A 22,233-nucleotide genomic window follows, 5' to 3' on the forward strand; every position below is an offset into this window, starting at 1 on the left:
TTAATCACCAAATTGAATACGATGAAGTTGCGCGTAAGCACCATTAAGACGAATTAACTCACCATGCGTACCACGTTCAATAATTTCACCATCATCGACAACTAAAATTTGATCAGCATTTTCGATTGTAGATAAACGGTGAGCAATGACTAACACAGTGCGATCTTTTTGTAATTCATCAAGTGCGCGTTGAATCGCACGCTCAGATTCAGTATCTAACGCTGATGTTGCTTCATCGAGCACTAATACTGGCGCATTACGTAATAATGCACGAGCGATAGCCAGACGCTGACGTTGACCACCTGATAAGCTCACACCATTTTCACCAATAACGGTATCTAACCCGTGCTCCATATCTTTAATAAAGTCCATCGCATAAGCAAGCTCTGCTACTCGTTCAATATCAGCACGAGTAAACATATCGCCACTTGCATAAGCGATATTATTGGCAATGGTATCATTAAACAAATGCACATTTTGTGAGACTACAGCAACCTGAGAACGTAGGTTTGATAAGGTATAATCTTGAATTTCAACATTATCTAAACGCAAGTCTCCTGAGTCAATATCATAGAAACGTGTAAGTAAATTGGCAATGGTACTTTTACCTGAACCTGAACGTCCCACAAGCGCTACCGTTTTACCTGCTGGCAGTTCAAAACTGACATTACGCAGCGCTGGCGTGTCTTTAGTTGGGTAAGTAAAGGTCACATCTTTGACTGATACATCACCTCTAACACGCTCAACTTCATGCTTACCATTATCTTTTTCAGTTTCTAAATCCATCAAATCAAACAGTGTATGACATGCTGCCATACCACGTTGGAATTGAGATGTAACACTGGTCAAAGATTTAAGTGGACGCATTAAACCAAACATTGCACCAAATACGACTGCAAATGTACCTGGTGTTAATGAATCACGTAATGATGGCGTATTAGCAAGAATCAACACCACAACCAATGCTGAAGAAGCAATAAGTTGGATAATCGGGTTCGCTATCGCCTGTGCAGAAACCAATTTCATGGTTTGGCGACGCATTAAATTACTTACTTCATCAAAACGTTGCTTCTCAACACCTTGACCACCGTAACTTAATACAACTTTATGGCCTTTTAGCATTTGCTCTGCAGATGAGGTCACTGAACCCATTGCATCTTGCATACTACGTGAGATTTTACGGAATCGTTTTGAAACAACACTAATGCTAATAGCAACAACAGGGGCGATAACAATCAAAATAGCCGATAGCTGCCAACTATTCCAAAACATCAATACCATTAAGCCAATGATCGATGCCCCTTCACGAACAATGCTCACCAAAGCACTACTGGTCGCAGAAGCAACTTGTTCAGAGTCATAAGTAATACGTGACAATAGTGCCCCAGAAGCTTCTTTATCAAAGAATGCAACGGGCATTTTCATAAAATGTTGAAATAACTGCCGACGAAGGTTCATGACGACATTGCCTGATACCCACGATAAACAGTAGGTTGATACAAAGCCGCTCGCACCACGCATGATCATTAAGCCAACAAGATAGATAGGCATCATGGCAAGAAAACCCGAATCCATACTATCAAACCCGCCAAAACTTTTATCAAGTAGCGGTTTAATCATCGACAACATCAAGGTATCACCAGCCGCATTTATGATCAGCGCAATAACCGCGACAATAATGCCCGCTTTATAGATCTTGATATAAGGCCACAGTCTTTTATAAGTATCTTTGGTTGATTTTTCTGTTAATTGCGTCATGAATGCCAATTTTGATAAAATACAATCTCTCTATTCTACCCTTAACATTGCTATCAACCAAATTTGTCCACAATCCTTTTTTCTTAAACCACGTTTTATGCTCATAAAAACAACATCAATAATCATTAATCAGGCGTTTTTTATTTTAAGGCTAGCCACTGCGGTCGATACCAGGCCTGAGAATAATGATAACGTTGTTGTTTTATTTGGTAGTTATTCTGATGAATAGTGATCGTGACTTGACCACTATCTTGGGTACTGATCCAATCAATATTATTGGCTTGGTAGCGCCGCTTAACCGCAGCAGATGGTAAGCCCCATGGATTAAAATATCCAATCGATACTATCGCGACCGAAGGTTGAATATTATCCAGTAATGTTTGTGTTGATGAGGTACTACTACCATGGTGTGGTACGACAATAATATCGGCTTGCTCTGTCTGTGCTTGCGTCAACATCACTAACTCAGATTTGGCATCTATATCCCCAGTTAATAATACGCGCGGCCCCTTCCCGCCTAATGCTTGAACATGAATAACACAAGAATCTGAATTTGTGGCTCGAATCGCGGTTGTTGGTGGCCATTTAACCGTAAACTCAAGCCCCTGCCATTGCCATTTTTGCCCCATAACACAAGTTGAAAAGCCATCTCGTTGATCGCTACTGTATTTTTTCAGAGGTTGATAACGCTGTATAAGATAATCACTGCCGCCAGCATGATCATTATCAGAATGACTTAAAACAAGCCCATCAACAGCTGATATTCCTTTATAGGCTAATATTGGCTCAATGACTGACTGAGCAATACTTTTTTCATCCCAAGCATTACCAGTATCATAAATAAATACTCGCTGTTGTTTCTCTATTAAAATAGCTAATCCGTGCCCAACATCTAATACTGTTATCGTCCACATTGGTGAGCTGTGATTATTATGGTGTTGCTTCCACCACCAACTGAGAACAATAAAAATAATACTCATGTACAACCAGCGGAAATACACTAAAGGTAATAAAGGCCATACAACCGTTATTACCGTAATAATGACCAATAATGGTGTAATTGATGCAGGTAACATCATCCATGCTCCATTACTCCACGCTGCAATATGTAAAACAGGCATTAATGAAACATCAGCCAGTCCCCAAAATAATGCAGACAACCCTGGCCACCATACTGTTATAACGCCAATCAAGACTAACGGCACCGTTATCACACTAAGCCAAGGTACCGCCATTAAATTAGTCAATGGTGCAGCTAGAGAGACGCCACCAAACCACCACCACTGCATGGGTAACATTAATAACAGGAGATACCCTTGTACTTTACACAACTGCTTTAAGTGCTGATACCACCGCTGCTGCCAAGGTAAATCGGCTAATGCTGGTGAATTACCAATAATAACCATCATTAAAAAGATAATAACTGCACCAAACGATAACCAGAAACCTGCGCTGTAACTAACAAAAGGATCCCATAGCAAACACAAACTTAATGTTGCTAATAAAATTTGCCAAGGTCGCCAATTAATTGCAGTAATACGCAGAACACCAACGATTAAACACATTAATAACGCACGAATAGTCGGCAGGCTAAACCCTGCAAGCCATGCATATCCAAAGGCAAATAACAGCCCACAAAGCAAAGGTAGCCATGACCAATAACCCGTTTGTGGTAAGCATAACCGCAATAAGTAACCAAACCACCATCCGATCAGCATCGCCAACCCAATATGTAACCCTGAAATCGCTAATAAATGCGCCAGCCCACTGTCACGTAAATCTATCCAGTCCTGCGCCTCTAACCCCTCCCTTAATCCAAAGGTTAGAGCGGTTAAATAACTTTGATGGCGAGTGTTTTTTAATAATGGAGTAACGCTATCTAACCATTGCTGACGTAAAGATATCGAAGAGGATAATCGTGTCGGTAAAAGCTTCCCCCCAATAACAACAGCACGACCATGAATACTGCGGCTTAATGCATATTGTTCACGATCAAAACCGGCTTGGTTAACACGTCCAACAATACGGCTCAACCTAACAGGTAAACGCCATATTTGTCCTTGCTTTAATCTTGGCGCATCTTTCCAAAACACCATTAACTGTAATGGAGAGACAAAATCAACATTGGCAGAATGTAAATTCAGTACTTTTACCTCAAAATACTCAGAGGGTATATTTTCATTAAAAAGCGTACTAATGCTTACATCTATGGTAACATTAGTACTGTTTATTGGAATGTTATCAATATTGTTAATATATTGATTAGCATCAAAAACAACCCAGAATATAGCAAGTGAAAAGCAAATAAAAATAAGACTTCGATACACAATGAACAATATAGCGCCGATGACTATTATTAATAGTAAAAACCAATACGGTGGTAAGGCGTTAAAAAAATGTAACGATAGATAACCGCTTATGCTTGCTATAAATATTTGAACCATATGGCCTTAGCCAGTCAAAAAAAATTATTATGCCAAGACATTTCATTAAAAAATTTCTGCCTAGCCATGAAGTGATTAAACGCCAAAAAGCGTTAAAGATATTCGGGAATCTACTTTATAACCCAAATCTATGGTGCTTAAACCGTCGTTCAGCATCTGGCGCATTTGCTGTCGGATTATTTATGGCTTTCGTTCCTCTTCCTAGTCAAATGTTAATGGCGGCGGGTCTCGCTATTATGTTTGGTGTTAATTTACCGTTATCCGTTGCACTAGTCTGGGTCAGTAACCCGGTAACAATGCCAGTACTCTTCTATGGCGCTTACAAGCTAGGTGCTTGGGTATTGCATAGCCCTGATGTTGGCTTTCATTTTGAATTAACATGGGATTTCCTATTAAATCAAATGAGTCAAATTGGTCCCCCATTCTTATTGGGATGCTTTATTTGTAGTGTATTAAGTGCATCCATCGGCTATTTCGGTATTCGATGGCTATGGCGCTATTCAGTCGTACGCAGTTGGAATAAACGTAAATTCCGAATTCCTAAAACACGCTAACCATTACTTTGTTATAACAATAAAACTTCATGCTTATGGAGTTTTATTGTTAACTGCCATTTTTTTGAGACTCTCCCTCCATTATTTTCCCTTTTTCATGCGCTTTTTCTTATGATTATTCGATCTAACCCGCATTTATTTTTCCTATAACCGCAGCAAAAACTTATATTGCTAATTAGTTGCATTTAATACCTAGTAATTATTATTGTTCAGACTACTATTTAAAAATAGAATAGAGCCTTAAATAGCAGTAACTTATTGCCAGCTAATAAGCATTAATATTTTGAATAAAGGGAAATGAAATGGAAAATCCAGTAAAGAATTTACTCACAAAAGGTTGGAAGTGGTTTGTTGTCGTTGGTGTTATTGTTGCTTTAGCCGGTATTTTTGCAATTAGCTTACCTGTCGCCGCAGGCATGACAATTACAACTATTATTGGCGTGATCTTCTTAGTCATCGGTTTAGTACAGGTTTATCACACCTTTAGTATTCCACAATGGAAAACTAAAATTTGGTATGTCATCAGTGCTCTCTTTTACCTTCTTGGCGGCTTATTCATTTTAGGGCAACCATTCATTGGCTTAGTTACCATTACCGTGCTTATGATTGCCACTATGGTATTTAATGGTATTACACGAATGATGTTTGGTTTTAGCAGCAGAGAGCACCTTGCTGGCTGGCGTTGGATTGTTTTCAGTGGTTTATTATCAACAATCATTGGTATCTATTTCTTTAATTTAATGCACAATCCTCAATTCTCAATGTCACTATTGGGCATTTTTGTTGGTGTCTCTTTAATATTTGAAGGTATCAGCTTTATTTTCATTGGCTCACAAATGAAAAAAGCCCTAATCAAATAAATACATTGAATAAACAATAACGATTAAAGCTTCAGCTAACCACTGAAGCTTTTTTTATAAAAAGCACTCCACAGAAACATAGCCCACCATTATTTCATAACAATTTCTTATAAAAACATTGCCTTTGGTTATAATTTTGAGTAAAAGTGTGTTTTTGATACTTGAGCGATATTGTTGATGAGTTACTTCACTCTCTTTAGCTTGCTACTAAATACATTGCTAGTAAGCGCAACAAGTTCGGCTGAGCCTATTGCATGGTCTCAATATGCTTTACATCCAGCTTCAGTCTTTAACGCTACCAATCATCAAGAAAACTGGAACGATAATGTCATTATTTTATCGAGCAATAGCCATAAAACACGACAGTTATCAAAAACAGAAAAAAAGAATTTTGTTCCTGCACTGCATTGTGACCACAATGTCATTCGACAACCACATCAAATAACAAGTCATTGTTTTAAGCATCAACGGTATCCACATCTTGTTCTTGCTAACTTTCAATACCGTTTTACTCACAGTCGTAGGCAGTTAATGTTACTCAATGACCACGACATTTACTTTAATTATGACTCTGACTACAAGGACTACATAGATGCTTGATTCATTTGTATCTATTTTTTCAGCGCTATGGCATCAAGATTTTGCAGCATTACAAAACCCTGAAAGTATTGTAATGATCTATTTTTGTGTCACTTTTGTTATTTGGCTGGAAAGTGCATTTTTACCCGCAGCCCCACTCCCTTGCGACAGCATTGTTATTTTAGCTGGCACATTAGGTGCAATGGGGATCATTGATTTTAAATTGATCGTATTTTTGTTAATTATGGCGGCGGCTATTGGTAGTTGGCTCGCTTATTTACAAGGCCGCTGGCTTGATCATTTACCAAAAGTAAAACGATGGGTAGATATGGTACCGCCTCATCGAATGGACACTGTTGATAAATTACTTATTCGACATGGGATTGTGGCTTTATTTACAGCGCGCTTTATTCCTGTCGTACGTCCACTATTACCATTGGTGATGGGATTTAGAATTAAGAATCAAGCCCACTTCTTCCGCTTTGCCTGGTTAAGTGCTACAGCTTGGATACTCTTACTCACAGGCTTAGGGTATTTATTGACGTTATTACCAGAGAATATTGCTCGAGTAACAACCATGATATTAATGGTGGCACCGTTTGTTACCTTAGGTATTGCCATCATTAGTTTATTGAGTAGTTGGCTAATTAAGCGTATTAAAAACAATAATATCGCTTAACCTCTGTTTTCAACATTACGTTACAGAATCGATTTACAAATCAATAACTATAAAAAAACCCGCTTAATCAGCGGGTTTTTTATTATCTGTATACGGGCTTAAACTTAGAAGTAGAAGCGAGTACCGAATACGATGTTAGTTAGGCTATCTTTCGCTTTACCACTTGAGAACTCAATATCGTCAGTTGCGATGTTGTAGTTAGCTTCTGCTGTTAGAGCAACATTAGGGTTGATGAAGTATTTAACACCAGCCGCTAATTTAAGGTTTAGTGCCCAAGAGTCACCATCTTTACCAACATTAGTATCAGTACCAGTCTTGTCATTGTAGTTTAGACCAGCAAGTTCAGTAGCAGCACCAACGTAAGGAACCCAGTTAGTAGAGTTAACAAAGTTGTATTCTGTAAATACACCAATCTTACCACTGAATGCATCGTTCTCATCTTTAGCAGCGATAGTTGCAGTACCACCAACTTCCCAGTTATCTTTTACGAATGTACCGTAAGAACCGTTTAGGTTTAGATCCCAACCGCTACCTAGTTTAGCATTACCTTGAATACCAAGCTCTTGTGTACCAGCTGGAAGTTGAACCGCTGCTTGTGCAGCAACAGGTGCCATTACAGCAAAAGCTACTAATAAACCTAGTGCATTCTTTTTCATTGTATATTCCTAATTGTTTTATTTATTAACAAATCGCTGTCTATTTATAGAATGACAGTCATATCGATTATAGAATAACAGTCATATCGATGCAGAATAAATCCTGTCTAATAACGACTACAGCACATTTGCTTTTTTAAAGTGACATCAAATTATCATGTAAAAATGGCCGTGTTAAATTAAACAATATAAATTCACAAAAAAAAGAACAGTGTTCGTTATTTATCTGCTAGATAAACTAATCTCAGAAAACTCAGGCAAACCTCAAGCGGCATCAGCACTGACGTGTGTTGTTTTTTTTATGAACCATCATTAGCAAATGATAAAATAAAAAAATAGAAAATAAAAAAAAACGAACACATCGTTATAATCATATTCACATTTACGGCCAAAAATTAACCTACCCGCATTATTTTAAGTCAACTTAAGCACTTTTTTAACTTACTTTTATATTTATTTATCAATGCCAATTGAACTTATTACGAATTAACCATCAAAAAACACATAATTACAGAAATGAGTATCTGTAAGCTCACCATAAAAGAACAAAGACAAAAAAGCGGAACCATAGGCTCCGCTTTTCAGTTTACATTAAACAGAACACATTCGATTCATTACTACTTAGCGCTTAATACTCGTGCTGGCTGTAATCGACTTGCTCGTGTCGCTGGATACCATGTAGCAATCAAACTCAAGACAATTGCGGTAGCCATAACAATTGCTACATCCTGCCAAGCTAATTGTGTCGGTAAAAAATCCACAAAATAGATATCACCAGACAAGAACCGATGACCAATAATTTTCTCTATGACACGGACAATATGTGTTAGGTTGATTGCAATTAATGAACCAAACAATGAACCAATAATACTGCCTAATACACCTGATAATACCCCATGCCAGACAAAGATAGATTTAATCAATCTATCACTTGCCCCCATGGTACGTAATATTGCTATATCCGCCGCACGATCTTTCACTGCCATCATCAATGTTGAAACAATATTAAAACAAGCAACACCGATAACAAGTACCATAACCAAATACATAATGGTACGAACCATCTGAATATCTCTATACAAATAACCGTATTTTTGGGTCCAGCTTTTCAGATAAACATAAACAGGTAATGTATCACCCACTTCTTTGACAATTTGCTGGGCATTAAGCACATTATCAACATTCATTTCGATGCCCGAAACACCCTGCCCCATATCTAAATATTGTTGAGCATCTTGTAATGGAACAATGGCAAGGCTGTGATCAATTTGTCCACCTAAAGCAAGCAAACCCACAACTTGTAATCGAATGCGTTTAGGCGCACGGAGCTTCATTTGCGGGTCAGTATTTGGAATCATTGCCGTGATCCAATCACCAACCTTTAATTGAAGTTTAGTCGCAACCCCTTGACCTAAAATGACTTCACGCTTACCCGCTGAAAATCGTGACCATGCATTATCTTTAACATAACGCGGTAACTCACTGACTTTAAGTTGTTCTTTCGGATCTATACCACGAACAGCAACCGCTTTAAGTTTAGTACCTCTTTCAAGCAAGGCTGTAAATTCGACATAAGGCGCGGCAGCAGTTATATGAGGATGCCGTTCTACTTGCTTTAATAACGGTTTCCAATTATTCAATGGTGGTTGTACCGCTTGTAATTCACCTTGAGGAATAACGGAAAGTACTCGAGTTTGTAACTCACGTTCAAAACCATTCATGGCAGATAAGCCAATAATGATCACCGCAACGCCTACAGCAATACCGAGCATTGAAGACAAAGAAATAAATGACACCATACGATTTCGTTTTTTAGAACGATTAAAACGGCTGCCAATGTAGAGAGATAACGGACGAAACATTACTTCTCCTTAACCTCAGCTAAAATACCATCTTGCATATGCATGCAGCGATCAAGTTTTGATGCCAATTTAGTATCGTGAGTCACCACTAAAAATGCGGTACCCGATTCTGCATTGAGCTTACGCATCAGATCATAAATATCTAAAGCGGTTTGATGATCTAAGTTACCTGTTGGCTCATCGGCTAATACAATCGCAGGGTTATTGACCAACGCGCGTGCAATAGCAACCCGTTGACGTTCGCCGCCACTCAATTCTGATGGCCGATGTTCAAAGCGGTGATCCAATCCAACCATTGTTAACATATCTTGTGCGCGAGTACGGGCTTCATTGATTGCTACCCCACCAATTAATAGTGGCATGGCAACATTTTCAGTGGCTGTAAAATCAGCTAACAAATGGTGAAATTGATACACAAAACCAATATCTTGATTGCGAATTTTCGCCTGTTTATTTGAACTTAAGGTATCTAAACGTTGCCCCTTAAAAAACACCTCACCATCGGTCGGTTCATCCAGCGCGCCAAGAATATGTAATAAAGTACTTTTACCTGATCCTGAAGAACCAACAATAGCCACCAATTCATGATCAGCAATATCAATATTTACTTGTTTTAAAACTTCGGTTTGTAACTCGCCTTCTTGATATGTTTTACATAATTGATGACAAGATAATAATGCATTATTCATAACGAAGAGCCTCAGCAGGACGGACAGCTGCCGCACGATAAGATGGGAAAATAGTCGCTAATAAGCTCAAAAGAATAGCGCCAACGATAACAGTCAATATTTGCATTGGTTCAAAGTCCACAGGAAGAGAACCCCCAATAACAGCAAGATTTACCCCAAAGAATGCCATAATTGGATTTAAGTAATGCGACACGATGACTCCAAATACGCCACCCAATAGAGCACCAATAACACCACTACTTGAGCCTTGCACCATAAATAATGTCAAGACTTGTCGATGGGTCATCCCTTGAGTTTTTAGAATCGCAACTTCAGCTTGTTTTTCCATTACCACCATAATCAGTGCCGAAATAATATTGAATGCAGCAACACCGATAATCAATCCAAGCATCAGTCCCATCATGTTTTTTTCCATTTTAACCGCTTGAAATAACTCACCACGCTGTTCACGCCAATCTGACCACTTCCAATCATTTGGTAATGGTGTTTTAGCTAACTCTGTTACCGCAAACGGATCATTTAGATATAAACGCCACCCCGACATTTGATCCAATTTGTAATGCAATAACCGTCCAGCATCAGAAATATTAGTGAATACTAGCTGTTTATCAACGTCAGAACCTGTATCGTAAATACCAGACACAGTGAAATTACGCTGACTTGGTAAGCGTCCTAATGGTGTAAATTGACTGGCACTGGTTACCATTAATCGAATCTTGTCCCCTGGCTGAACATCTAATTCAACGGCAAGTGATTGACCAATAATGACATTAAAGCTACCTGGTTGTAGATCTTTCAGTGATCCAACCATCAAATGATCAGCAATAGGATCATATTGATTAGGTTCAATACCAATCATCATGCCAGCTGCTAATGAATTCGCACTCTGAATAATCGTTTCACCACGCGTTATGGCTGTCACTTTAGTCACATGCGGTAGCTGTTTTAAAACATTTGGCACATGCTCGGAAAGTGGTACTCGACCATCAGCGTTAGTAACAATTGCCTGTGGTAACACACCTAAAATGCGATCTTTAAGTTGTTGTTCAAAACCATTCATGACGGACATTACTGTAATTAATGCCATCACCCCCACTGTGATGCCCGCAGTTGACATGTAGGAAACAAAGCGACTAAAACGGTCACCTGAACGTCCACGTAAGTAGCGTAAGCCAATAAAAAAAGATACAGGATGAAACATAGGATTGAAAAACCACTCCTTTATTTGATAGCTCAAGAATACGCGTTAACGGGTCTATTTACCATCTAGCAAGGTAAATGTAATGTAAAAACAGAGAGTAAAAGTTATCCACTTTACTGAGATCGCTTGCTCGTAGGTACGCACTAAGTAATAATTAACACAAATGTCACCGCTATTATTTTTAGTTTGATAACCTTCAACAGTGACACACTCGATGACAATTAACTGGCAGTGAGTAAGCAATGAGACAAGATGAATATTTTTCAGTTCACTTAGGACTAACAATCAATGTCGAACCATTAGCAGATGGTAAGCCTCTTCCCAATGCCGATACCTTCAGTGCAGAAATACCACCACTGTTTCGTATAGCCCGCGAATGTAACACGCTCGAAGAAAATGCAGAACGTCTATTAACCAACTTTGGAAAAGAAGACAGTAAAGCATTAATTGATTATCTTAGTGCTCAAAATAGTAAAATAAACCTGCTGTTATCTTACGTGCTATCTCAACAAGATAATGCTAATTATCGTTATATAACCGAAACTTTTGGTGCTAGTAATCTGAGCTTTCATAGCCCACAGCCTTTTACTCTTGGGCAAAATGTCACCGTTAAACTATTTTTAGATCACCCAGCAGCTGCAATTTATTGTTATGCTGAGGTGGTTAATTGCTCCGCTTTAGATGATCGTTTTTTAATTCAGTTACGCTATATGCGACTGTTAGAAGAAGATCGTGATTTATTAATCCGTGCTGCACTGCATTGCCAACAAAAGCTTTTACGTCAGCGGGCCCAACAACGAAACATGAATAATAACAATGACGAATAAAACATTACTCTCAATCCCCTTACCAAAAAAATCTGGGGATAATCGTTACATCGGTAATTTATCTGGTTCTGCGTTGGCATTGTCATTAGCAGAAATAGCCACTAAATATAATGGTCCTATACTTGCCGTTGTTGCAGATACGCAAACTGCGTTAAAACTACAGCCAGAGATCAGCCAATTTTGTGATCTTGACGTCCATGTTTTCCCTGATTGGGAAACATTACCTTATGATAATTTCTCTCCACATCAAGATATTATCTCTGAGCGCTTAGCTCGCTTATATAAAATGCCAACACAAAAAAATGGTATTATCTTAGTCCCTATCAGCACACTTTTGCAGCGATTAACACCTAAAGAATTCATTCACCAACATGCGTTAATCGTTAAAAAAGACGATCGTATCTCACTTGAAAAACTGCGATTACAACTAGAAGCATCAGGTTATCGTCACGTTGATCAAGTGATGGAGCACGGTGAATATGCTAGCCGTGGTTCATTGGTTGATCTGTTCCCAATGGGTAGTAACGCACCATACCGCATTGATTTCTTTGATGATGAAGTAGACTCTATTCGTCAATTTGATCCTGAAAATCAACGCTCAACAGCTGAAATCAATACCATAGATCTACTACCAGCGCATGAGTTCCCAACCGATGAGCTAACAATAGAAAACTTCCGTATGCGATGGCGCGAACGTTTTGAAGCGCGTCGAGAGCCTGAATCTATCTATCAGCAGGTTAGTAAAAAAATATGGCCAACTGGTATCGAATATTGGCAGCCACTATTTTTTAATCATACCGATACTCTGTTTGATTATTTACCAACCAATGCGCTATTAGTGACACTCGGTGATTTAGAGCCTGCGGTCGACACTTTCTTACATGATGCAGAGTATCGATATGACCAACGTCGCGTTGATCCGCTACGACCTTTACTTGCGCCTAAAGAATTATGGCTAACTAAAGATGAAATGTTTGCTGGCTTTAAGCAACTGCCTCGTGTACGTATACAACGTGAAGTAATTGATGCAGACAAAGCAGGTCGCTATAACCCAGCTTTAACCCCCGTCCCAGCTATAACAATTAATCATCAACTCAAAGAGCCGTTAGCTGAATTACGTCACTTTACTGAGCAATTTAAAGGGAAAATCATTTTCTCTGTCGCCTCGGAAGGTCGTCGAGAAGCATTATTTGATCTATTAGCGCGCATAAAACTACGTCCAACCGTTTTTGATAACCTTGATGCTGCAATGGTGGATAAAGCTAAACATTGTCTCGTTATTGGCGCTGCTGAAAATGGTTTTATTCTTGAAAAGCCAGCGGTTGCTTTTATTTGTGAAAGCGATTTACTTGGCGAGCGTATTCAACAGCGCCGTCGTAATGATAAAAAAACCACAGTTAATGCTGATACCATCATTCGTAACCTTGCTGAATTACAGGTAGGACAACCCGTAGTTCATATCGACCATGGTATTGGTCGTTATCAAGGACTTCAAACTCTTGAAGCTGGTGGGATTCAAACCGAATATGTCACTCTTGAATATCAAGGTGGTGCTAAGCTTTATGTCCCAGTGGCTTCATTGCACCTTATTAGCCGTTACTCCGGCGGCGCAGAAGAAACAGCGCCCATTCATAAATTAGGCGGTGAAGCGTGGGTTAAGGCACGGCGAAAAGCGGCAGAAAAAGTGCGTGATGTTGCCGCCGAGTTACTTGAAGTTTATGCTATGCGTGAGCTCAAACCAGGCTTTAAATTCAAGCTTGATCGCGAAAGCTATGCTGATTTCTGCACCAGTTTCCCATACGAAGAAACTTATGATCAGGCATTAGCCATTAATGCTGTTCTATCTGACATGTGCCAACCAAAAGCCATGGATCGCTTGGTTTGTGGTGATGTCGGTTTTGGTAAAACAGAAGTCGCAATGCGAGCCGCTTTTGTTGCAGTAGATAACAACAAACAAGTTACTATCTTAGTACCAACAACATTATTGGCACAGCAGCATTTCGAAAATTTCCGAGACCGTTTTGCCAATACGCCCGTTCGCGTTGAAGTATTATCGCGCTTTAAAACAGCCAAAGAACAAAAACAAATTCTATCTGATGTTGAAGAAGGTAAGATTGATATTCTTATTGGTACTCACAAACTGCTCAATAGCAGCGTTAATTACCATGATCTCGGACTATTGGTTGTGGATGAAGAACACCGCTTTGGTGTTCGTCAAAAAGAAAAGATCAAAGCTATTCGTGCTGATGTTGATATTTTAACACTAACCGCAACCCCAATTCCTCGAACACTGAATATGGCGATGAGCGGCATGCGAGACTTATCAATTATTGCCACACCACCTGCACGTCGCTTAGCGATTAAAACGTTTGTACGTCAAAGTGATGAAAATATTATTCGCGAAGCCATCTTGCGTGAGATTAGCCGTGGTGGACAAGTGTATTTCTTGCATAACGAAGTCGATAGTATTGAACAAACCACAGAAGATTTAGCCAAATTAATTCCAGAAGCGCGAGTAACATTTGCTCACGGCCAAATGCGCGAACGTGAACTGGAAAGAATTATGAGTGATTTTTACCATCAACGCTTTAACGTACTCGTGTGTACCACCATTATTGAAACCGGAATTGACGTCCCCACAGCCAATACTATTATAATGGATCGTGCAGATAATCTTGGCCTAGCACAACTACACCAATTGCGTGGGCGTGTCGGTCGTTCTCACCACCAAGCATATGCTTACCTTCTAACACCACATCCAAAGCGTATGACCAAAGATGCGGTGAAACGTTTAGAAGCCATTGCATCACTAGAAGATCTTGGTGCAGGCTTTACGCTTGCCACCCATGATTTAGAAATTCGGGGCGCAGGTGAACTATTAGGTGATGAGCAAAGTGGTCAAATTCAATCTGTTGGTTTTAGCCTCTTTATGGAAATGCTAGAACAAGCAGTAGAGTCATTGCGCGAAGGTAGAGAGCCGACACTCGATGATCTACTCAAACAACAAGCTGAAGTTGAAATGCGTATTCCAGCATTACTACCTGATGAGTATATTCCGGACATTAATACCCGTTTATCACTTTATAAACGTATTGCTAGTGCGAAAGATGATAATGAGCTTAATGAAATTAAAGTAGAGTTAATTGATCGATTTGGTCTTTTACCTGATGCTGCTATCAACCTAATTACCGTTAATAGCCTTAAACTTAAAGCCGCTATTATTGGTGTTAAGAAAGTTGAGAGTAATGAAAAAGGGGGCTATCTTGAATTTAAACAAGATGCAGCCATTAACCCTCACTTTCTGGTTGGTTTACTGCAAACACAGCCTCAGCATTTCAGAATGGAAGGACCAACAAAATTAAAAATCGTATCAAATGAAACAGATCGTAAAAAGAGAGTTAAATTTATTGAAGATCTACTAAATCAGTTTAGAGAAAATATGATTTAACCCTCCTCTCGCCCTAGACATAGCATCTGGGGCGATTTCTTGATTGTCATAAATTACCACAACTACGTCATAAACTAGAATTATCATGAAAATTGACTTTGAACTTACTACGCCTCGACTTATTTTACGTCCATTTAAGACTGCAGATTTAAATGCTTTTGTTGACGCTGTCACCCAATCAAGTGAGTATCTTCAACCTTGGTTAGAATGGTGTGATGCTGATTTTGATCAACAACAAGCTCACGAATGGATCGAAGCTAGCCGTTTAAGTTGGCAACATGATTACAGTTATGAGCTTGCTATTTTTGATCGATTTAATGATGACTTTATTGGCGCAGTTTCACTAAGTGCCATTGTGCCATTATTTAATTCCGCAAATCTCGGTTATTGGATCACCCACAATTATCATCGCCAAGGTATGGCGACTGAAGCAAGTCTCGCTATTATTCAATTTGCTTTTCAAATGTTAGGTCTAACCCGTTTAGAAATAATTACCCATACAGATAATTATGCCAGTCAAAAAACTGCACTTGCGTGTAATGCCATTTTTGAATGCGAGGCGAGAAACCGTATTTTTTATCAAAATATACCCATTAATGGCTATGTATATTCACTCATACCACAAGATTTATATTAAGTAGCGTTAACTGTATTGATATTGGTATACATCAATCTTTAGCACCTCAATTTCAGCTAACATTGCTTATTCTTTATTCAAAAAAAAATAGTTACTCATTATGAATACAACAGCAAGTCGCCATGGTCACGATGTACTAAACCTTATTGCAGATACATCAATACCTTTCACCATCAAAACATTACACGCGTATGTTGAACAACATTGGGGAACTAACCTCCACTTTCATACCTGTAAATTAAATGATCTATCATTAGATGCGTTGATTACTTTCCTTCTATCTCGTAATAAAATCACACTTGACGGTGAAAACTTACACACAAATCGAGATAAAATCTGTCACCATTAATAAATAATATCTCTGATTTAAAAGGCAGATAATTTTGCGAGTTTGCTATTGCGAGTAATGGTAAGATAAATCAATTTTATTAAGTAAGGACACACTCGTGCCAAAAATTATTATCGCAGTCGTTATCGCTGCATTAGTTGCATTTTTTCTTTATCGCTCTTACAGCAACAAACAGGCAGCGCAAGAAAATATTAAAATTGGGCAGGAATTTCTTGCTGCAAACAAACTAAAAGAAGGCGTACAAACGACTGCGTCTGGTTTGCAATATTTAGTTCTACAACAAGGTACTGGCACTGAACACCCAAAAGCAACGGATACAGTAACTGTGCATTACCACGGTACATTAATTAATGGTACTGTATTTGATAGCTCAGTTGATCGTGGCGAAAAAATTTCGTTCCCATTAAACCGAGTAATTAAAGGATGGACCGAAGGCTTACAACATATGGTTGTTGGTGAAAAAGTACGTTTCTTTATTCCCGCAAATCTTGCTTACGGTAATAATGGTGCAGGTAGTATTCCACCTGGCTCTGTACTTATTTTTGATGTTGAATTATTTAAGATTAACTAAATAATCAGCACTAATAACAACGCCAGTATGACGCTCAATTAACAAGCGTTTATCATACTGGCGTTTTTTATTGCATGAAAAAATCTTAGTGCAGTTTTAAGCTTGGACGAAGTACACGATTAATACGTCCAACTAACATAATCAAACCGGTTTTAAACATGCCATGTAACGCCATTTGGTGCATACGATACAATGAAATGTAAACCATACGAGCAATACGGCCTTCAACCATCATCGAACCTTTAGACAGGTTACCCATTAAGCTACCGACAGTAGAGAAACGGCTCAATGATACTAATGAACCATGGTCACTATAGATGTAAGGTTTTTGCTCACGATCTGATAATTTAGCCACGATATTAGAGAAACAACGACTTGCCATTTGGTGTGCAGCTTGAGCGCGTGGTGGTACAAACGAACCATCTTCTTGCACGCATGATGCTAAATCACCAATAACGTAAATGTTATCATCACGGGTGGTTTGTAGCGTTGGTTTAACGACAAGTTGATTAATACGGTTAGTTTCAAGACCCGCGATATCTTTCATAAAATCAGGCGCTTTAATACCCGCTGCCCAAACCATAATTTGTGCCGGAATATGTTCGCCATCTTTAGTTGTTAAGCCTGTTTCATCAGCTTTAGTCACCATGGTTGCAGTACGAACATTTACACCTAATTTAGTTAACTCATTATGTGCCGCTTGTGAGATTCGTGGTGGCAATGCAGGTAAAATACGCTCACCCGCTTCCACTAAGTTAATGTTTAAGCGTGAACTATCAAGATCGCCAAAACCGTAGTTATGAAGTTCTTGAACAGCGTTATGTAACTCAGCAGACAGTTCAACGCCCGTTGCGCCTGCACCAACAATCGCAATATCAACCGTTTTTTGATCTTTATTAGCATGTAACTTCATGAACTGATTATTCATTTCACTACGGAAACGGTGTGCCTGTTCGGGGCTATCAAGGAAAATACAATTATCACGTACACCTTGAGTATTAAAATCGTTTGAGGTCGAACCTAGCGCTAAGACTAAAATATCGTATTCTAACGAACGCTCAGGTACCAATAGCTCATTTTGCTTATCATATAATGCTGCTAATGTGATCGTTTTTGTTTCACGATCAATATCTTGTAATGATCCCATCTGGAAATCAAACGAATGATTTTTAGCATGTGCGCGGTAACTAATCGCATCAACACCTGCATCTAATGAGCCTGTTGCTACTTCATGTAACAACGGTTTCCATAAATGACTAGCACGACGATCAACTAATGTGATTTCTGCACGACGTTTACGGCCTAATGTACGACCTAATTTAGTAGCTAACTCCAAGCCACCAGCACCACCACCCACAACGATTATACGTGTCAAGATAGCTTCCTCTCTATTTTATGATTTTTAAAAACTGACAAAGACTGAATTGCATAGCAGTCTGCTGATAGTAAATAATCACGCATAAAGACTGCTAGGCGAAAAAGTATTAGCTCACGCATGTAGGCAGACGGATCTACGACCCGTCTGTGATATGTAGGAGGTAATGGTTCCGTTGTTACTGCGCTTTAAACGCTTTTATTTTTTGTAGATGCTGTGATATTTTTGCAAACTTATGGGATTCTTTTTCATCCCAAATAATGTCGTAAAATTGATCTAGCGCATCTTTTGTTTGCTGATTATCTAACACTTCATCATGAGTTGAAAGGATACAAAGACAATTTCCTGTATTTTTTTTACGAAAATTTGTTACACACTTTGTCAAAATATCCTCATATTCTTCTGGACGGTCTATTTTTCCTTCCATATTACGCTCAGGATGCAGATTAGGATTTAGCATGACCTGCTTTATACCTGATAAGAATCCAATCCGTTCCGCCCAATAACCGCCAAGGCCAACACCACAAATTAAAGGCTGAGGATCATTACTGGTTTCAAGCAATTTATGCACTTCTTTTAGAAGATGTTGCATATCATGTTTGGGATGAAGTGTGCTGTAATTTAGAAAACGAACATCAGAATCAATAAACTGCAATTGCAATACTTTATCGTGATTACCTGGGCTTGTTGAATCAAAGCCATGTAAATAAATAATCATTGTTATCTCTCGCTATCTAGTAATAATTTTACTTACTATCTATACCGACATCGACGAGTTAAATCCATAATCCAAGTAATGTTTTAACAAATTTAAAACAAAAAACATGATCTCGCCTACAAAAACAGATTCAAGCCCCAAAGCACCATCTCTGTTTGTGTATTACTTATCATAAGTTACTGATTATTTTGATACACAATAATTGTATATATCAATCAACAGTTATTAATATATTCAATGAGTTGCTGCTGCAATTGCGAAGCTTGTCGTAAATACTCAGGTTGCTGCCAAATGTCGTAGCCAACCAAATACCATAATAATGCCAAATACTGACACCATGGCTGCCATGCGATAACAGCCGCTAACCACTGCTGTTTATTAAATACCGTTTCGTCATTGATAAGCGCACGATAATCACAATAATCATTAACTACTTGTTCAATATCTAATTCATTAGCAATAATAGTCATCGCTAAATCTAAACTGGGATCCCCTGCAGCTGCATATTCCCAATCAATAATTTTGGCACTGGCAATAGTGTCGGTATTAATCGATGGCACGATAACGTTATAGCGTCCGAGATCAAAGTGACAGCAACAATCATCAAATGCGACTGGCAATGGCTGGCTCTGAAAAAAATGGTAGATTGAAACTAGAGACGAGGTGTGGTGGTCAGTATGGAGGTGTTGCCAATACTGTTTGGCACGTTGATGTACATCCAATCGCCACCAAGGTAAGGGAAGTTGATGTACTTTTGCTTGTAACTGACACAGGCTCTGATCAGAAAATGTCGTGGTCGCTTCTACGCCAGATAACCATTCAACCACCAACCCTATCACTTGCGGTGTCGGTTTGTCTGTACTTACAACTAACTGTAATGGTTGTGGTGCTAATTTAGTATCAGCAATCAGCGACAATAATTGATACTCATGCTGGCGTTCAATACCAAATGCTTGCGCAGATATAGAAAATGGCCGCCAGACATACTGCTTAGTCTGCTTGATTGACGGGTGAAATAAGGAGAGTTTCCAACATCGATTTGTCAATCCTCCCGTGAGTTCACATGCTGATATCAATTCAGTATCAGGTAAGGCAATTAAAAGATCACAATCAAAATGTTTATAATCAGCCATATTGCTACTCCTCACCTGATACTAAAGCAGTATAATTACCAAGCGGCACTATTGGTTGATGCACGTTGAATAACCTGATCTTGATCAGACCACTCAATCACACCTGACTTCAAATCCATCAAACGCATTGTCACTTTATAATAAGCTTGCTTGCCATTTGATGTTGATTTCATTACCGTCGATACATGGCCATACAACATATATTGAGCACCAACCATATTACCAAATTGAATAGCCGTACTTTGATTTACAAAACGATCATCTTCACGGAAATTTAACTGTTGGCGCACCGCTTTTACGCGGGCAGGATCAACAAATTTAAATTTACCAGAATCTTGTAAACGCTCAGTAATTATCGCCGTTAAATCTTGTGTATCAACATGATGACGAGTTTGGTTTTTAATACTATCAACCACAACAATGGGTTCGCCGCTCGCGGTCATAGAACGCACAGCCGATGACGCTAACATTTTATCAACCATTGATGATGATAATTTCTCTAAATCATTGGATCCAAAGTTAGTTACCGCACTTTCAAGTCCATGTAATCCACCACCGTAATTAATCGGTTGAGCACAACCCCCTAATAACGTTGCTGCTGCTAACAAGGCCATTACACTCTTTTTCATTTTCACTACCTTTAATGTCACTATTCTTATTCGTTAATTGTATGTTTCACCCACAACAATACGATATTGCGTTGCCGCTGTATTAGGAGCAAGACCTTGCAATAACAAAACTTGATGAGGATTAATGATCAATGTTTGTGATGCTGACGGTGAATGATTTATTTCTAATCCATTCGCATCATACCAATAAAAGTGATAGTTCAATGATATGGTTACGTCAGTTTTATTCATGACTTCAACAGATGCATGCAAATAACCGTCATTCCGTTGTGTTTTCGAATGACTAAATTGAAGTTTATTGGCTAATACCGTATTTCCAATAACAACATGATGGTTACTATTTTCAAGACTGATCGTTGATATTGCTGAACCACTACACCCTGAAATAAGTGTTACAAACAATATCGACAATATAGATATATATTTCATGCTACATTAATATACAGCTAGGCTGTAGCCTCCTACATTTCAATGGATTACGAATTAATATTATAAGTCTACTCAATAAAATGAAAAAAGCTTGAGTGACCAACAGCTCATCATTATTAGCAGATTAGCCATTTTACTACTCAAGCTTCATTCTCAACTTATTCTATTGCAACTTGATGCTAAGAATTGATGACTTATTAGCTAACAATCATTGGCCCTAATGGGCGGCCGCCTAATAAATGCATATGAATATGGTACACTTCTTGGCCACCAAAAGGATTACAGTTAACAATCAAGCGGTAACCATCTTCAGCAACGCCTTCACTTTCTGCAAGCTTACGTGCAACCGTAAACATACGCCCCATCATCAATTCATCTTCAGCTTCAACATCATTAACTGTTGGCAATAATTTGTTTGGAATAATAAGAATATGGCTTGGCGCACGAGGATTAATATCACGAAATGCGGTCACTAACTCATCTTGATATAAAACATCTGCTGGAATTTCTTTGCGAATAATCTTACTAAAAATAGTTTCTTCAGCCATACCTGACTCCATTAAATAATCAGCTTATATTAGTTCTGAGCTAAGTATGCGCTACCCACGTCTAGAGGGCAATATTGAACACTGTTTTAAACACTTTTTTCGCACCTCATTTCATGTTTTACCGTTTTTTTTGCAATCACCATCAAAATATTCATCAATGTTAACGCCAAAAAGTTAAGATTTTGAAGTTCAAGACGATAGATAAATCAAACTAACGTAATATTACAAATATCAATTATAACAATTAAATCAATCACTTTTAGAGTTGCTTTTATACCAAGCGCCAT

21 protein-coding genes are annotated in these 22,233 nt (G+C 38.6%); 9 read left to right on the forward strand and 12 right to left on the reverse strand.

Annotated features, from left to right (window positions below; genetic code table 11):
• On the reverse strand, window positions 1–1,758 hold the full coding sequence (gene msbA / locus CZ809_RS06745) for a lipid A ABC transporter ATP-binding protein/permease MsbA (RefSeq protein WP_080156668.1): 1,758 nt from the start codon (window positions 1,756–1,758) through the stop codon (window positions 1–3).
• Window positions 1,759–1,898: 140 nt separating this feature from the next.
• Complete coding sequence (locus CZ809_RS06750) at window positions 1,899–4,202, reverse strand: DNA internalization-related competence protein ComEC/Rec2 (RefSeq protein ID WP_080156669.1); 2,304 nt, start codon at window positions 4,200–4,202, stop codon at window positions 1,899–1,901.
• 29 nt (window positions 4,203–4,231) lie between these two features.
• Here CZ809_RS06750 and CZ809_RS06755 point away from each other — a divergent pair, with 29 nt between their 5' ends.
• The 4 genes from CZ809_RS06755 (at window position 4,232) to CZ809_RS06770 (ending at window position 6,874) form a co-directional block, all read left to right on the forward strand.
• Window positions 4,232–4,756 (forward strand): DUF2062 domain-containing protein, encoded by a 525-nt coding sequence (locus CZ809_RS06755; protein WP_080156670.1) that lies wholly within the window; start codon window positions 4,232–4,234, stop codon window positions 4,754–4,756.
• 302 nt (window positions 4,757–5,058) lie between these two features.
• Window positions 5,059–5,616, forward strand: a complete 558-nt coding sequence (locus CZ809_RS06760; RefSeq protein WP_080156671.1) for an HdeD family acid-resistance protein — start codon at window positions 5,059–5,061, stop codon at window positions 5,614–5,616.
• A gap of 177 nt (window positions 5,617–5,793) precedes the next feature.
• On the forward strand, window positions 5,794–6,216 hold the full coding sequence (locus CZ809_RS06765; RefSeq protein WP_080156672.1) for a hypothetical protein: 423 nt from the start codon (window positions 5,794–5,796) through the stop codon (window positions 6,214–6,216).
• A complete protein-coding gene (locus CZ809_RS06770) occupies window positions 6,209–6,874 on the forward strand; it encodes a DedA family protein (RefSeq protein WP_080156673.1) in 666 nt (221 codons plus the stop codon). Before CZ809_RS06765 ends, CZ809_RS06770 begins: the two co-directional genes overlap by 8 nt.
• 104 nt (window positions 6,875–6,978) lie before the next feature.
• Here the strand turns inward: CZ809_RS06770 and CZ809_RS06775 are convergent, their stop codons facing one another.
• From CZ809_RS06775 to lolC, 4 genes are all read right to left on the reverse strand, one after another.
• Window positions 6,979–7,530 carry an outer membrane beta-barrel protein gene (locus tag CZ809_RS06775; RefSeq protein WP_080156674.1) on the reverse strand — a complete coding sequence of 184 codons (552 nt, stop codon included), beginning with the start codon at window positions 7,528–7,530 and terminating at the stop codon, window positions 6,979–6,981.
• 617 nt (window positions 7,531–8,147) lie between these two features.
• On the reverse strand, window positions 8,148–9,392 hold the full coding sequence (gene lolE / locus CZ809_RS06780; protein WP_080156675.1) for a lipoprotein-releasing ABC transporter permease subunit LolE: 1,245 nt from the start codon (window positions 9,390–9,392) through the stop codon (window positions 8,148–8,150).
• Window positions 9,392–10,081, reverse strand: a complete 690-nt coding sequence (gene lolD / locus CZ809_RS06785; RefSeq protein WP_080156676.1) for a lipoprotein-releasing ABC transporter ATP-binding protein LolD — start codon at window positions 10,079–10,081, stop codon at window positions 9,392–9,394. Before lolD ends, lolE begins: the two co-directional genes overlap by 1 nt.
• The gene (gene lolC, locus CZ809_RS06790; protein WP_080156677.1) at window positions 10,074–11,282 is read right to left on the reverse strand and encodes a lipoprotein-releasing ABC transporter permease subunit LolC; all 1,209 of its coding nucleotides are present in this window, start codon (window positions 11,280–11,282) and stop codon (window positions 10,074–10,076) included. The genes lolD and lolC overlap by 8 nt, the downstream gene beginning before the upstream one ends.
• Before the next feature lie 242 nt (window positions 11,283–11,524).
• Between lolC and CZ809_RS06795 the strand changes: the two genes are divergently transcribed.
• The 5 genes from CZ809_RS06795 (at window position 11,525) to bamJ (ending at window position 17,114) form a co-directional block, all read left to right on the forward strand.
• Entirely contained in the window at window positions 11,525–12,109 is a 585-nt protein-coding gene (locus CZ809_RS06795) for a PilZ domain-containing protein (RefSeq protein ID WP_080156678.1), read from the forward strand.
• Entirely contained in the window at window positions 12,099–15,557 is a 3,459-nt protein-coding gene (gene mfd, locus CZ809_RS06800) for a transcription-repair coupling factor (protein WP_080156679.1), read from the forward strand. The genes CZ809_RS06795 and mfd overlap by 11 nt, the downstream gene beginning before the upstream one ends.
• A gap of 85 nt (window positions 15,558–15,642) precedes the next feature.
• Window positions 15,643–16,194 carry a GNAT family N-acetyltransferase gene (locus CZ809_RS06805; protein WP_080156680.1) on the forward strand — a complete coding sequence of 184 codons (552 nt, stop codon included), beginning with the start codon at window positions 15,643–15,645 and terminating at the stop codon, window positions 16,192–16,194.
• Window positions 16,195–16,294: 100 nt separating this feature from the next.
• The gene (locus CZ809_RS06810) at window positions 16,295–16,543 is read left to right on the forward strand and encodes a YecH family metal-binding protein (protein ID WP_080156681.1); all 249 of its coding nucleotides are present in this window, start codon (window positions 16,295–16,297) and stop codon (window positions 16,541–16,543) included.
• A gap of 97 nt (window positions 16,544–16,640) precedes the next feature.
• Window positions 16,641–17,114, forward strand: a complete 474-nt coding sequence (gene bamJ / locus CZ809_RS06815) for a BamJ family beta-barrel-assembly machinery protein (protein ID WP_080156682.1) — start codon at window positions 16,641–16,643, stop codon at window positions 17,112–17,114.
• A gap of 85 nt (window positions 17,115–17,199) precedes the next feature.
• On the opposite strand, the gene CZ809_RS06820 is transcribed toward bamJ, so the two are convergent.
• The 6 genes from CZ809_RS06820 to hinT all read right to left on the reverse strand — a co-directional run bounded on the left by CZ809_RS06820 (window position 17,200) and on the right by hinT (window position 21,946).
• Window positions 17,200–18,489: an NAD(P)/FAD-dependent oxidoreductase gene (locus tag CZ809_RS06820; RefSeq protein WP_080156683.1), complete on the reverse strand. Its 1,290-nt coding sequence runs from the start codon at window positions 18,487–18,489 to the stop codon at window positions 17,200–17,202.
• Between the two features lie 178 nt (window positions 18,490–18,667).
• Complete coding sequence (gene ycfP / locus CZ809_RS06825; protein WP_045039371.1) at window positions 18,668–19,207, reverse strand: alpha/beta hydrolase YcfP; 540 nt, start codon at window positions 19,205–19,207, stop codon at window positions 18,668–18,670.
• Between the two features lie 215 nt (window positions 19,208–19,422).
• A complete protein-coding gene (locus tag CZ809_RS06830) occupies window positions 19,423–20,340 on the reverse strand; it encodes a phosphotransferase (protein WP_080156684.1) in 918 nt (305 codons plus the stop codon).
• Window positions 20,341–20,375: 35 nt separating this feature from the next.
• Complete coding sequence (gene lpoB / locus CZ809_RS06835; RefSeq protein WP_080156685.1) at window positions 20,376–20,969, reverse strand: penicillin-binding protein activator LpoB; 594 nt, start codon at window positions 20,967–20,969, stop codon at window positions 20,376–20,378.
• A 33-nt stretch (window positions 20,970–21,002) separates the two neighbouring features.
• Window positions 21,003–21,398, reverse strand: coding sequence for a YcfL family putative periplasmic lipoprotein (locus tag CZ809_RS06840; RefSeq protein ID WP_080156686.1), 396 nt, complete (start codon window positions 21,396–21,398; stop codon window positions 21,003–21,005).
• 197 nt (window positions 21,399–21,595) lie between these two features.
• Complete coding sequence (hinT, locus tag CZ809_RS06845; protein WP_080156687.1) at window positions 21,596–21,946, reverse strand: purine nucleoside phosphoramidase; 351 nt, start codon at window positions 21,944–21,946, stop codon at window positions 21,596–21,598.
• Between the last annotated feature and the right edge of the window lie 287 nt (window positions 21,947–22,233).

The organism is Photobacterium piscicola (assembly GCF_900166965.1).
Classification (GTDB): domain Bacteria; phylum Pseudomonadota; class Gammaproteobacteria; order Enterobacterales; family Vibrionaceae; genus Photobacterium; species Photobacterium piscicola.